The following is a 12,339-nucleotide window of genomic DNA, read 5'->3' on the forward strand; positions in this document are numbered from 1 at the left end:
ATGTTTGAAATTTCCGAACTAAAAAAAATGAAGGTCGCAGATCTTCAGGAGATTGCTAAAAAAGCAAAAATTGCTAAGGTGGCTTCTTTGAAAAAAGACGAACTTATAGGGCAGATATTAGAACATCAACAAGCGACAAATGCAGAGGAGAAAAAAGCACCTGTAAAAGCTAAACCTGTGGATAAAGCTCCTTTAGAGGAAAAGAAGGCTCCTGCAGTAGCTAAAAAAGTAGCTGTGGATAAGGCTAACAATGATGTAAAAACAGATAAAACAGTTAAACAAAATACAACTCCTACTACTGAGAAATCAAGAAGACCGAGACTAGGTAAATCTAATGAGGATGAGGGTAAGGTAGAGAGTAAAGTGGAGCAGGCTTCTCGTGTATTAGCAGATAATACACAACGCAAAACAACTCACCAGAGAAATGAAGAAGCTCCTGCGAAACAAGAACAAAAGAAAGAAAACGTAAGTGAATCAACTGCTGAAGAAAAAGGAGGTTCTACAAACGAAAATAGAAGGGATTTCAAAAAGAGACAACCTGATAATAATAGACGTGATGGGCAAAAACGTGATTTCAAATCTCGTCAGCAACAATCACAACCTAAGAATAATGCTTCTACTGAAGTAACTAATGTTGCAGCAACAGATAGAGAGCCTGTAGCGAAAGAGGAAATATCTAATGTAGATAATACTGCTCCTCAACAGTCTGAAAACGACAATCAAAAAAGAAATAACAATCAACAGAATAGAAATAATAACAACAAAAAGAATAATTTCAGAGAACCTGATTATGAATTTGATGGTATTATAGAGAGTGAAGGGGTATTAGAAATGATGCCTGATGGATATGGATTCTTGCGTTCTGCGGATTACAACTATTTATCTTCTCCAGACGATATTTATTTATCTCAGTCACAGATTAGATTATTCGGTCTGAAAACTGGTGATACTGTAAAAGGAGTGGTGCGCCCTCCGAAAGAAGGAGAGAAGTTCTTCCCATTAGTAAAGGTGTTGAAAATTAATGGTCACGATCCTCAGTCTGTTCGAGATAGAGTATCTTTTGAGCATTTGACTCCTTTATTCCCGAATGAGAAGTTTAATCTAGATGCGAAGAGTAGTACTATTTCTACTCGTCTAATGGATATGTTTGCTCCTATCGGTAAAGGGCAACGTGGTATGATCGTAGCTCAACCAAAGACAGGTAAGACTGTTCTTTTAAAAGAGGTAGCGAATGCTATTGCTGCTAATCACCCTGAGGCATACTTGATCGTGTTACTTATAGATGAGCGCCCTGAAGAGGTGACAGATATGCAGCGTAGTGTGAATGCTGAGGTAATTGCTTCTACATTCGACGAACCAGCTGAGAGACATGTGAAGGTAGCTAATATCGTATTAGAGAAAGCAAAGAGATTAGTAGAGTGTGGTCATGATGTAGTAATCTTATTAGACTCTATCACGCGTTTAGCAAGAGCTTATAATACCGTACAGCCAGCATCTGGAAAGGTATTAAGTGGAGGGGTAGATGCTAATGCATTACAAAAACCAAAACGATTCTTCGGAGCGGCTCGTAATATAGAAAATGGTGGATCTCTTAGTATCATCGCTACAGCGTTAGTAGATACGGGGTCTAAAATGGATGAAGTGATTTTCGAAGAATTTAAAGGTACTGGTAATATGGAGTTACAGTTAGATCGTAAGTTGGCAAATAAACGTATTTTCCCTGCGATAGACATTACTTCATCTAGTACACGTAGAGACGATCTATTATTAAACGAATGGGAGCTTAAGCGTGCTCTTATGGTTAGAAGATATATAGATGATATGAACTCTGTGGAAGCGATGACATCTATCATTGACAATGTGAAAAATACTACGAATAATGACGAGGTATTAAAAACATTAAGCAAGTAAAAATAACCTGTATGTATATTGAAAAAGAGGACATTTATAATTTATAAATGTTCTCTTTTTTTTATAAATAGTTTCTTAATTGTTATATAAATGCGTAATTTTCAATACTAAATGTTTTGAGAATAAAACAAAAGTTGTTTCTTTGACTCAGTTTTAATGACAGAAGAAATGACGATATAAAGAGAAGATAGTAGTAGAATGCTGTATCGGTTTTTATCTAGTTGTTTTTTGTCAGAGTATAGGGTGTAAAAGAAGAAGATTATGTATGAACTAACAATATTTATAGTAGTAGCTATACTAGCCTATTTTATCGTTAGAAGGTTTTTCTCTATTAAGCGTTTTAATACCAAGGAAGAATATCTTCAGTATAAACGGGAACAAGAGGAAATGTTGAGAGAGGAAGAAGAGGAATGGGACGATGATTTAATCGATAAAAAAAGTTTTGACTTCTTATTTATAGGAGTTGTAGCAACTGTGTTATTTTTGGTCTGTGGTCTTTTTACAGGTAATCCATTCTATTTTGTTTTGATGATTTTCGTTATTACAGCGATATTATTCTTGCACTATTTTCCCTCTAAAGGAGATTTTTAAAGTTTTCTTTGTTGCTAATACTGTCTGTGGTATTTGATATAGACTCACTTTTGACGCGTTTTTCTCTTATAGATTCAAATAAATATTACCTGAGAAATGAAAGAAGCTGATGTTTTAGTAGAAAAGGTCAAATAAAAGAGATGTTAAAATTACTTTTTTTTAGATCATTAAACGATTAATAGTAAGAAAGTTAAAAAATAGAGGTAAAAATTAATTGATATTTTTTGATTGCTGAGTTTGTATTTACGGAATATCGTCCTATATTTGCACTCGCAATTAAGCAATAGGCCACGTGGCGCAACTGAATAGCGCATCTGATTACGGCTCAGAAGGTTGCAGGTTTGAATCCTGCCGTGGTCACTAAAGTCTTGATTTGAATCAAGACTGTGATAGAAATAAATAAAAGAATAATGGCCGCGTGGCGCAACTGAATAGCGCATCTGATTACGGCTCAGAAGGTTGCAGGTTTGAATCCTGCCGCGGTCACTAAAAGCTTCTCATTTGAGAAGCTTTTTTTATTTATATGTATTTTTGTAGAAGAATCTTTACTATAATGCGATGGCTAAGAAAGAAAACTATTTTAGATATTGGTGGAAGTCAAGTAATGAACATGGGGTGCATTCTCCATTTATATTTAATTTATTGACTAAAGGATTATATCCTAAAGATAGCAGATGGAGAGGGATGGCAAAGAAAGATGCTTTTATACTGCGCATGCTAAATTACTATCAGCCTCAGTCTCTCGCCGTACATGGGACACTCTCTGTGGAGGTGACTTGTGTTAAATTATTAAAAGAATCTTCTGATGCAGTAGATATGATCTATATGTCTAGTGTGAACGATATTGCTATAACTGATGTATGTACTCGTATGCATAATGATAGCGTCCTTGTGATTGATAGAAGAGAAGGACGAGAAGAAATAGAGGTTTTCTGGGAGCAGATTGTGTTAGATGAGCGCTTCAGTGCTACGATCGATTTCTATTATTACGGTGTAGCATTTATTAGATCAGAACAATTAAAACAACATTTTATTCTGCGTATGTAATTTGTTCTGTTAGATAGTTAGTAAGTAGATGTATTATTTCTAGTAATTTATTTATCTTAGAAGAGTCTTTCGGACTATTAGAAAAGATAATGAACTAAAAGCATAACTAAACTATCTATTATGTCTACTCATATTATTCAAGTAAAAGATATTAAACGCGATTTTAAATTGGGATCTGAAACAGTATATGTGCTGAAAGGTGTGAATTTAGAAATAGCAAAAGGAGATTATGTTGCTCTAATGGGGCCTTCTGGAAGTGGTAAGTCTACCTTGATGAATATTTTAGGTTGTCTAGATACGCCTACTTCAGGTAGTTATTATTTAGATGGTAAGGATGTTAGTGCTCTAAAAGATGATCAATTAGCAGAGATTCGAAATAAGCATATTGGTTTTGTATTCCAAACTTTTAATTTATTACCTAGAACGAGTGCGTTAGATAATGTGGCACTACCTATGGTATACGCAGGTAACTCTAAAGCAGAACGCAATGCTCGTGCAAAAGAAGTGTTAGATCAGGTGGGATTAAGTGATCGTATAGATCACCATCCTAATCAACTCTCAGGAGGGCAGAGGCAACGTGTAGCTGTAGCTCGTGCTCTAGTAAATAAACCAGCTATTATATTAGCTGATGAACCAACAGGAAATTTAGATACTAAGACTTCTGTTGAGATTATGAGTCTATTCGATGAAATACATGCGAATGGAAATACGGTTATACTAGTAACACATGAAGAAGATATAGCTGCACATGCACATCGCATCATCAGACTTAGAGATGGAGTGATAGAGAGTGATGAACGTATTAAGTAGATCGTAGTTCTTAGAAAGTTATTTTTATGTGTTATTAAGGTTTATCTTATATCAATAGATCTTTGATTAGAAATAATAGAGATTTCGTTAGAGAATAAGCTTTAGACATTTCTTTTTTTGTTGTACTTTGTGAGTTAATTAAACCAAGGACAATATTATGAAAGTATATACAAAAACTGGAGATAAGGGAACAACAGCATTATTTGGTGGTACACGTGTGCCAAAACATCACATCAGAATAGAAAGTTATGGTACGGTAGATGAATTGAATTCGTATATCGGTTTAATTCGTGATCAAGAGATGAATCCCTTGTATAAAAAAGTATTGATAGAGATTCAGGATAGATTATTCACTGTGGGAGCTATATTAGCAACTGATCCAGAGAAAGCAATTTTAAAAAACGGAAAAGAAAGACTAAATATTCCAAAAATAAGTGTGGCTGATATAGAGCTGTTAGAAAATGAAATTGATCGTATGGAAGATTCATTACCACAGATGACTCATTTCGTTTTGCCGGGTGGACATACTACTGTGTCATATTGTCATATCGCAAGGTGTGTTTGTCGTAGAGCAGAGCGTTTGTCAGTGAGTCTGAATGAGTCAGAGCCTGTAGACGAGTCAGTTTTGAAGTATTTAAACCGACTTTCTGACTATCTTTTTGTGTTGGCACGAAAGTTGACTTTTGATTTACAGGCTGAAGAAGTGAAATGGATTCCAAGAAAAGAAGACTAAAAAAGTGTTATTTTTCTTAAAATCTGTAGATTTTAAAAAGCTACGTTCTTGAAAACAGCTGAAATAAATAAAAAAAAGCTTGATAATTTCATAATAAAAATTATTTTTGCATTAAAAATTTAAAACGAATAGAGATGTATTGGACATTAGAATTAGCATCTTACCTAAGTGATGCTCCATGGCCTGCGACGAAAGATGAGCTTATTGATTATGCAATTAGAACAGGTGCTCCTCTAGAGGTAGTAGAAAACCTTCAATCTATAGAAGATGAGGGAGAAATCTATGAATCAATGGAAGAGATATGGCCAGACTATCCGACTGACGAAGATTACCTTTGGAACGAGGATGAGTATTAAGATATAGATAAGAAAAAAGCCTCTAAAAAGGCTTTTTTTTTATTTAATTTTACGATTTGACAGTAATAAAAAAATAAACCACATAAATTTATGAGTATCATAAACAGCATATTAAAGGTGTTTGTTGGAGATAAATCAGAAAGAGATATCAAAGACATCAAGCCTTTAATTGAGAAAATAAAAACGTATGAAGGAGCTTTATCTAGCCTTTCAAACGATGAACTAAGAGCGAAAACAATTTACTTCAAAGAAAAGATACAGCAATCTAGAGCAGATCAAGATGCTAAAATCGCTTCTTATAAAGAAGAAATTGAGAAAACGCAAGATATCGATAAGAGAGAGTCTATCTACGCTAGCATTGATAGCTTAGAAAAAGAGGCTTATAACAACTCTGAGAAATTGCTATTGGATATTCTACCAGAAGCATTCGCTGTAGTAAAAGAAACAGCTCGTCGATTCAAAGAAAATGAAACAGTAATCGTTACTGCAACAGAACAAGATAGAATCTTCGCAGAGACTAAACCTTATGTGACTATCGTAGATGATAAGGCACATTGGGCGAATACATGGTCTGCTGCAGGAAAACAAGTTACTTGGGATATGATCCACTACGATGTACAGTTAATCGGGGGAATCGTATTACACCAAGGTAAAATTGCTGAGATGCATACAGGGGAAGGGAAAACGTTAGTAGCAACTTCACCATTGTACTTAAATGCATTAACAGGAAATGGAGTTCACTTAGTAACAGTGAATGACTACTTAGCAAAACGTGATAGTCAGTGGAAAGCTCCATTGTTTGAGTTCCACGGAATGACTGTTGATTGTATTGATAATCACCAACCAAACTCTCCAGGTAGAAAAGCGGCTTATGCTGCGGATATTACATACGGTACAAATAACGAATTCGGTTTTGACTACCTACGTGATAATATGGCACATACTCCAGAAGAATTAGTACAGAGAAAACACAACTTTGCAATCGTGGATGAGGTGGATTCTGTATTAATCGATGATGCTAGAACGCCATTGATTATTTCTGGACCTGTACCACAAGGAGATCGTCATGAATTTAATGAATTAAAACCAGAAGTAGCTAACTTAGTAGAGATGCAAAGAAAGCTAGCTAACGGATTCTTAGCAGAAGCTAAAAAATTAATTCGTGAAGGAAATACTAAAGAAGGTGGATTCTTATTGTTTAGAGCATATAGAAGTTTACCTAAGAATAAAGCGTTAATTAAGTTCTTAAGTGAAGAAGGAGTAAAACAATTACTTCAAAAAACTGAGAACCACTATATGCAGGACAACAATAGAGAAATGCATAAAGTAGATGAGGCTTTATACTTCGTAATCGAAGAAAAGAATAACCAAGTACAGTTAACTGATTTAGGTATTCAATTCTTATCAAAAGATACAGATCAAAACTTCTTCGTACTTCCAGATATTGGTGTTGAAATCGCTAAGATAGAAGCACAGAATCTATCTAAGGATGAAGAGGCTGAAGCAAAAGAAGTGTTGTTCCAAGACTTCGGAGTGAAGAGTGAGCGTATCCACACTTTAAGCCAGTTATTAAAAGCTTATACTCTATTCGAAAAAGATACTGAGTATGTAGTAATGGATAACAAAATTATGATCGTAGATGAGCAAACGGGACGTATCATGGATGGTCGTCGTTACTCAGATGGATTACACCAAGCTATCGAGGCTAAAGAGAATGTGAAAATTGAAGCAGCTACTCAAACATTTGCTACAATTACATTACAGAACTACTTCCGTATGTATAACAAACTAGGAGGTATGACTGGTACGGCGATTACAGAAGCGGGTGAGTTCTTACAGATTTATAAATTAGACGTTGTAGAGATTCCTACGAATAGAGGTATCGCTCGTCATGACAAAGAAGATAAGATTTATCGTTCGGTACGTGAGAAATTTAAAGCAGTAATCGAGGATGTAGTAGAGTTATCAAATGCTGGACGTCCAGTATTGATCGGTACAACATCAGTTGAGATTTCTGAGTTATTAAGTAGATCATTGAAAATGCGTGGTATTAGACACAATGTGTTGAATGCTAAATTACATAAACAAGAGGCTCAAATTGTAGAAGAAGCAGGACAATCAGGTATCGTAACTATTGCTACAAACATGGCAGGTCGTGGTACGGATATTAAGCTTTCTCAAGAAGTAAAAGACTTAGGAGGTCTTGCTATCATTGGTACAGAGCGCCATGACTCTCGTCGTGTAGACCGTCAGTTAAGAGGTCGTGCAGGTCGTCAAGGGGATCCAGGTAGTTCACAGTTCTATGTGTCACTAGAGGATAACTTAATGCGTCTATTCGGATCTGATCGTGTAGCTAAATTAATGGACAGAATGGGATTAGAGGATGGAGAAGTAATCCAACACTCTATGATGACAAAGTCTATTGAAAGAGCTCAGAAAAAAGTAGAAGAGAATAACTTCGGTATTCGTAAGCGTTTATTAGAATATGATGACGTGATGAATGCACAACGTGAAGTAATCTATAAACGTAGAAAGCATGCCTTATTCGGAGAGCGTCTTAAAGTGGATATCGCGAATATGATGTATGACCTATGTGAGCGTATTGTAGAGACTAACAAATTAGCTAGTGACTATAAAAATTACGAATTTGATATTATCCGTAATTTCGGTACGAACAATGTAGTTAGTGAAGAAGAGTTTGCAAAAGGCGATGTAGTTGCTATTGCTAATAAGCAATACGATATCGTTTATAATGCTTATGCTGATAAATGTAAACGTAGTGCTGCAGAAGCATTTAAAGTGATCAAAAATGTTTATGAGAACAATGCAGGTCAGTTTGAACGTATCGTAGTTCCTTTTACAGATGGTGTTAAAACGATTAATATCGTAACTAACTTAGAAGAAGCTTATGCAACAGAAGGAATGTCATTAATTAATGATTTTGAGAAAAACATTACTTTGACTATCCTAGATGAGGCATGGAAGAAACATTTAAGAAAAATGGATGAATTAAAGCAATCTGTGCAGTTAGCTGTGCATGAGCAAAAAGATCCATTGTTGATCTATAAATTCGAAGCATTTGAGTTATTTAGAAAGACTATTTTCGAGATTGATTCAGAGGTAATGACATTCTTGACTAGAGCAGATTTACCACAACAAGAACAACCAGCAGAAGAGGTATCTGAAGCTTAAAAATAGATATGTCATAATAAGATGATGTATGAAATTAAAAAGACGTGTTTTAAGCACGTCTTTTTTTGTTTCTATAGATTTTGTAGTTAGGGATGTTAAATGGTTTTATACAGTGCTAAATGCATTAATATGGAATGCTCTAGTATGTACAAATAAAAAAGGATTGGCGTACGTCAATCCTTTTTGTAATTTTAAATATATTGGAATATTACTTTTCAGTAGTCATTTCTAATTGGAAAACTAAATCAGTGTTAGGAGGGATAGGACCAACTCCACGTTCTCCGTAAGCTAAATGAGACGGGATAAAGATAATCGCTTTGTCTCCTATTTTCATTTGCTCTATTCCTTCAATGAAACCTGGTATTAAACCTGTTTTAGTACCATATTTAAAAGGGATAGGGATGTATTGGTTAGCGTTAGCTCTTCTTTGATCAAAAGTACCGAATAGCTTAGATAATTCTTCATTACTTGAATCAAACATAAGTCCGTTTTCAAAGAATCCTGCGTAGTCAATCATTACATCTTGCCCGATATTAGGTTTTTTACCTTCTCCTTCATTAATGATAACGTAAGATAGACCTGAGTGTGTTTTAGTAGCTTTTGCTTTTAATTCTGCGAATTTAGTAGCGTATTCTTTTTGGGCACCTTCTACTTTGTCTGCTTGATCTTTTTTAGCTTTGTCAGCGTCTTCAAAGTATTTTTTAAACACTTTGACTGCGTTGAATTTTTTAGCTTCTTTTCCTACTCTAATGATTTTTACAGACTCCATTTTGTCTCCTTGAGCGATAGTATTAACAATGTCAAGACCTTTTACAGTATATCCAAAAACTGAATGCATTCCATCTAAATGTGGAGTAGCTTTATGTGTAATAAAGAATTGGCTTCCGTTTGTAAAAGGACCACTGTTCGCCATAGATAGAGTACCTGCTTTATCGTGTTTTAAACTTGGGTCAAATTCGTCTTTAAATACATAGCCTGGTCCACCAGAACCTGTACCTGTAGGGTCTCCACCTTGTATAACAAAATTAGGTTCTACTCTGTGAAAGGCGATACCATCAAAATAAGGTTTGTCTTTATATTGTTTGTCCACAAAAGGGTTATTACCTTCTGCTAATGAAACGAAGTTAGCAACTGTTACTGGTGCTTTCTCATATTCTAGTTCAACAACGATATTACCTTTTGATGTTTTGATATCAGCATATAAACCATCAGGTAAATCTGTCTTAGCTGAAGTACAAGAAGCAGCTAATGCTACAATACTTAGAATTAAACTTGTCATTTTTTTCATATTATTTTAGTTACTTTTTTCTATTGATTTTAAATCTATAGTGAATATTAATGGTTGATTTTTACCTATTTTGTTTCTGTCGCCTAGATAGCTGTATGCTAATATAGAAGGGCTAAGTACTTTGATAGACTCATTTTTCTTCATGAGCTTGATAGAGTGTCTTAATATAGGAAGGATGTCTTCTTTATCAACTATATAAGATAGTACTCCGATGTCATTAGAAGAATATAACAAACTGTCTTGTAAAGTGCTTATTTCATAAGTATACATGACAGTATTGCCCTCTGATGGTCTGATAGAGTCATGTATTTTTCTTTCTTTATAGCTGTACCAAAAACCGTTTTTAGAATTGATATATGTATTATCTTTATCTGTTTCTATGTATTGGCTTATGAGTTCTTCTTCACTTTTAACCATATCCATATTTTTCAAAGCAGAGCTTTGTATAATGCTTTCTTTTGACTTTGATATCGGTTTTCTTGCTTCTTTATCTTGATTACAACTAGTAGCAAAAACAGCAAATAATGCTATACTTAGAAACTGAATAGATTTATACATAGAATTCTTTTTTATGCTTTTTAATGATGTCTGTAAATCGAGTTATTGTATCTTCTAAAGATAGTGTAGATTTACCACCTGCGGCATTTACATGCCCTCCACCTTCGAAATATTTACGTGCTAGTTGGTTCACGTCCATATTGCCTTGTGATCTTAGTGATATTTTTACAATGCCTTCATCTTTTCTTTCAATAAAGAAAAAGGTTAGGTCAATCCCTTTAATTGATAATCCATAGTTAACAAAACCTTCTGTGTCTCCTTTTTGATGTTGGAACTCGTTAAGTTCTTTATCAGTCAGATATATATATGATGTATTGTATTCAGGTAATATTACCATGTTTTGGAGTGCTTTACCTAATAATTGTAATCTGTTGTAATTACTGTTGTCAAATAAAGCATTGTGTATAGCAGGGTTGTCTATTCCTTTGTCTATCAATTCTGCTACAACACGGTGAGTGTTGGCATTTGTTTTAGGGAACCTAAAAGAACCTGAGTCAGTTACAATACCTGTGTATATACATGTAGCAGCATCTTTATCAACTAAATGAGTTAGTTTTAATGCTTGTATAATAGTGTATAGAAGTTCGCATGTAGACCCAAACTCTGGATTAGAGAAGGTTAATGTAGCATAGTCACCGGGCATTTGGTGGTGGTCTATCATTACAAATGGAGCAGTCATCTTTTCAAGAACTTTTTCCATATCCTCCCCTGTTCTTAATAGAATATTAAAGTCTAAAGTGAAGATATAGTCACTAGAAGAAAGAATCTGATTAGCTAATTCTCTTTTTTTATCAAAGATGATAATGTTTTCACTAGCTGGCATCCAGGCAAGGAAGTGTGGAAAATCATTAGGAGATATAATATATGCGTCATGTCCTAATGCTTTTAAAATATGGTACAACCCTAATGTAGAGCCAATGGCATCACCATCAGGATTTCTATGAGGGATAATACTTATCTTTTTTGGCGAGCTTAAAATAGATTGTAGTTGCTCTATATATTTTTCATTCATCATGTTGCGAAAATACATTATTTTAAGAATATTAAATAATGATATCTAAGTTTAAATGATAAAAAGTTACGTTAAAGAATGAATGATATTATTGAGCTAATGCTTTTAGTTCGTTTTTGTCTTTTAGAATAATCTTTTTACCGGATAATTCTATTATACCGTCCTTTTTAAGCTCTGATAATAAGCGAATACAGCTTTCTGTGGCAGTACCGACCATATTAGCAAGATCTTCTCTTGATAATTGGATATTCAGTGCATTATTTTCTGGATTAATACCACCTACTTCTTCAAGTTTTAGAAGTATAATAGCAAGACGCTCTTTAACTGTCTTGTGAGTGTGATCAGCTAAGCCTTTGTCTGCATCTTTTAAGTGGTTACAGATGTCTCTCGTTACAAGTAAAGAGAATTTATTGTTATCCGTGAAGTATTCCATCATTTCTTTCTTAGGAATAAAACAGATTTGCATATCTTCAATCGCTGTTGCAGTAAGATTAGATGTCTCTTCATTAATGATAGAGCGTTGTCCTAAAAGGTCTCCATTCTTAGCAAGCTTAACAATTGTGTCTTTACCATTAGAGTTGAGTTTTGTTAATTTACAAAAACCGTCCTTGATACAAAACACACCATTAAGGTTATCACCTTCACTGAAGATGGTTTCCCCTTTCTTTACGATAAAGTGAGTTTTAGTTTCAGATATTGTTAAAAGCTCTTCTCTAGTTAATGCTTTTAGAGAACTAAATTCTCTAATAATACACTGTTCACATCTGCCCATGACCAAGTAGTTTTTGTTAAAATAACTCTACAAAGATAGTGATTTTTTATGATAAATGTCATATATTCT

Annotated in this window: 11 protein-coding genes and 2 tRNA genes; 9 read left to right on the top strand and 4 right to left on the bottom strand. The window is 34.4% G+C overall.

The window, feature by feature from the left end; translation table 11 throughout:
- The 9 genes from rho to secA all read left to right on the top strand — a co-directional run bounded on the left by rho (nt 1) and on the right by secA (nt 8,640).
- Complete coding sequence (gene rho / locus E0Z07_RS09130; RefSeq protein WP_006262930.1) at nt 1-1,911, top strand: transcription termination factor Rho; 1,911 nt, start codon at nt 1-3, stop codon at nt 1,909-1,911.
- A 261-nt stretch (nt 1,912-2,172) separates the two neighbouring features.
- Nucleotides 2,173-2,502, top strand: a complete 330-nt coding sequence (locus E0Z07_RS09135) for a hypothetical protein (RefSeq protein WP_006266424.1) — start codon at nt 2,173-2,175, stop codon at nt 2,500-2,502.
- 286 nt (nt 2,503-2,788) lie between these two features.
- A tRNA-Arg gene (locus E0Z07_RS09140) sits at nt 2,789-2,862 on the top strand.
- Between the two features lie 52 nt (nt 2,863-2,914).
- A tRNA-Arg gene (locus tag E0Z07_RS09145) sits at nt 2,915-2,988 on the top strand.
- 72 nt (nt 2,989-3,060) lie between these two features.
- Nucleotides 3,061-3,549, top strand: coding sequence for a hypothetical protein (locus E0Z07_RS09150; RefSeq protein ID WP_131540580.1), 489 nt, complete (start codon nt 3,061-3,063; stop codon nt 3,547-3,549).
- Between the two features lie 120 nt (nt 3,550-3,669).
- Nucleotides 3,670-4,359: an ABC transporter ATP-binding protein gene (locus tag E0Z07_RS09155; RefSeq protein WP_131540581.1), complete on the top strand. Its 690-nt coding sequence runs from the start codon at nt 3,670-3,672 to the stop codon at nt 4,357-4,359.
- A gap of 157 nt (nt 4,360-4,516) precedes the next feature.
- Nucleotides 4,517-5,092 carry a cob(I)yrinic acid a,c-diamide adenosyltransferase gene (locus E0Z07_RS09160; RefSeq protein ID WP_006260637.1) on the top strand — a complete coding sequence of 192 codons (576 nt, stop codon included), beginning with the start codon at nt 4,517-4,519 and terminating at the stop codon, nt 5,090-5,092.
- Between the two features lie 134 nt (nt 5,093-5,226).
- Nucleotides 5,227-5,448: a DUF2795 domain-containing protein gene (locus E0Z07_RS09165; protein ID WP_002986941.1), complete on the top strand. Its 222-nt coding sequence runs from the start codon at nt 5,227-5,229 to the stop codon at nt 5,446-5,448.
- A gap of 90 nt (nt 5,449-5,538) precedes the next feature.
- Nucleotides 5,539-8,640, top strand: coding sequence for a preprotein translocase subunit SecA (gene secA / locus E0Z07_RS09170; RefSeq protein WP_006257111.1), 3,102 nt, complete (start codon nt 5,539-5,541; stop codon nt 8,638-8,640).
- A 208-nt stretch (nt 8,641-8,848) separates the two neighbouring features.
- On the opposite strand, the gene E0Z07_RS09175 is transcribed toward secA, so the two are convergent.
- From E0Z07_RS09175 to E0Z07_RS09190, 4 genes are all read right to left on the bottom strand, one after another.
- The gene (locus E0Z07_RS09175; RefSeq protein WP_131540582.1) at nt 8,849-9,928 is read right to left on the bottom strand and encodes a peptidylprolyl isomerase; all 1,080 of its coding nucleotides are present in this window, start codon (nt 9,926-9,928) and stop codon (nt 8,849-8,851) included.
- Nucleotides 9,929-9,934: 6 nt separating this feature from the next.
- A complete protein-coding gene (gene gldI / locus E0Z07_RS09180) occupies nt 9,935-10,486 on the bottom strand; it encodes a gliding motility-associated peptidyl-prolyl isomerase GldI (RefSeq protein ID WP_131540583.1) in 552 nt (183 codons plus the stop codon).
- Nucleotides 10,479-11,501 carry a DHH family phosphoesterase gene (locus tag E0Z07_RS09185; protein WP_006257108.1) on the bottom strand — a complete coding sequence of 341 codons (1,023 nt, stop codon included), beginning with the start codon at nt 11,499-11,501 and terminating at the stop codon, nt 10,479-10,481. The genes gldI and E0Z07_RS09185 overlap by 8 nt, the downstream gene beginning before the upstream one ends.
- An 85-nt stretch (nt 11,502-11,586) precedes the next feature.
- On the bottom strand, nt 11,587-12,270 hold the full coding sequence (locus E0Z07_RS09190; protein WP_006257106.1) for a Crp/Fnr family transcriptional regulator: 684 nt from the start codon (nt 12,268-12,270) through the stop codon (nt 11,587-11,589).
- Nucleotides 12,271-12,339 lie beyond the last annotated feature (69 nt).

The sequence above is a fragment of the Myroides odoratimimus genome (assembly GCF_004337635.1).
GTDB lineage: Bacteria > Bacteroidota > Bacteroidia > Flavobacteriales > Flavobacteriaceae > Flavobacterium > Flavobacterium odoratimimum.

Bases quoted from the DNA above. Each gene is read 5' to 3' on its own strand.
- rho (WP_006262930.1), top strand. From the start codon at position 1: ATGTTTGAAATTTCCGAACTAAAAAAAATGAAGGTCGCAGATCTTCAG.
- E0Z07_RS09135 (WP_006266424.1), top strand. From the start codon at position 2,173: ATGTATGAACTAACAATATTTATAGTAGTAGCTATACTAGCCTATTTT.
- E0Z07_RS09150 (WP_131540580.1), top strand. From the start codon at position 3,061: ATGGCTAAGAAAGAAAACTATTTTAGATATTGGTGGAAGTCAAGTAAT.
- E0Z07_RS09155 (WP_131540581.1), top strand. From the start codon at position 3,670: ATGTCTACTCATATTATTCAAGTAAAAGATATTAAACGCGATTTTAAA.
- E0Z07_RS09160 (WP_006260637.1), top strand. From the start codon at position 4,517: ATGAAAGTATATACAAAAACTGGAGATAAGGGAACAACAGCATTATTT.
- E0Z07_RS09165 (WP_002986941.1), top strand. From the start codon at position 5,227: ATGTATTGGACATTAGAATTAGCATCTTACCTAAGTGATGCTCCATGG.
- secA (WP_006257111.1), top strand. From the start codon at position 5,539: ATGAGTATCATAAACAGCATATTAAAGGTGTTTGTTGGAGATAAATCA.
- E0Z07_RS09175 (WP_131540582.1), bottom strand. From the start codon at position 9,928: ATGAAAAAAATGACAAGTTTAATTCTAAGTATTGTAGCATTAGCTGCT.
- gldI (WP_131540583.1), bottom strand. From the start codon at position 10,486: ATGTATAAATCTATTCAGTTTCTAAGTATAGCATTATTTGCTGTTTTT.
- E0Z07_RS09185 (WP_006257108.1), bottom strand. From the start codon at position 11,501: ATGATGAATGAAAAATATATAGAGCAACTACAATCTATTTTAAGCTCG.
- E0Z07_RS09190 (WP_006257106.1), bottom strand. From the start codon at position 12,270: ATGGGCAGATGTGAACAGTGTATTATTAGAGAATTTAGTTCTCTAAAA.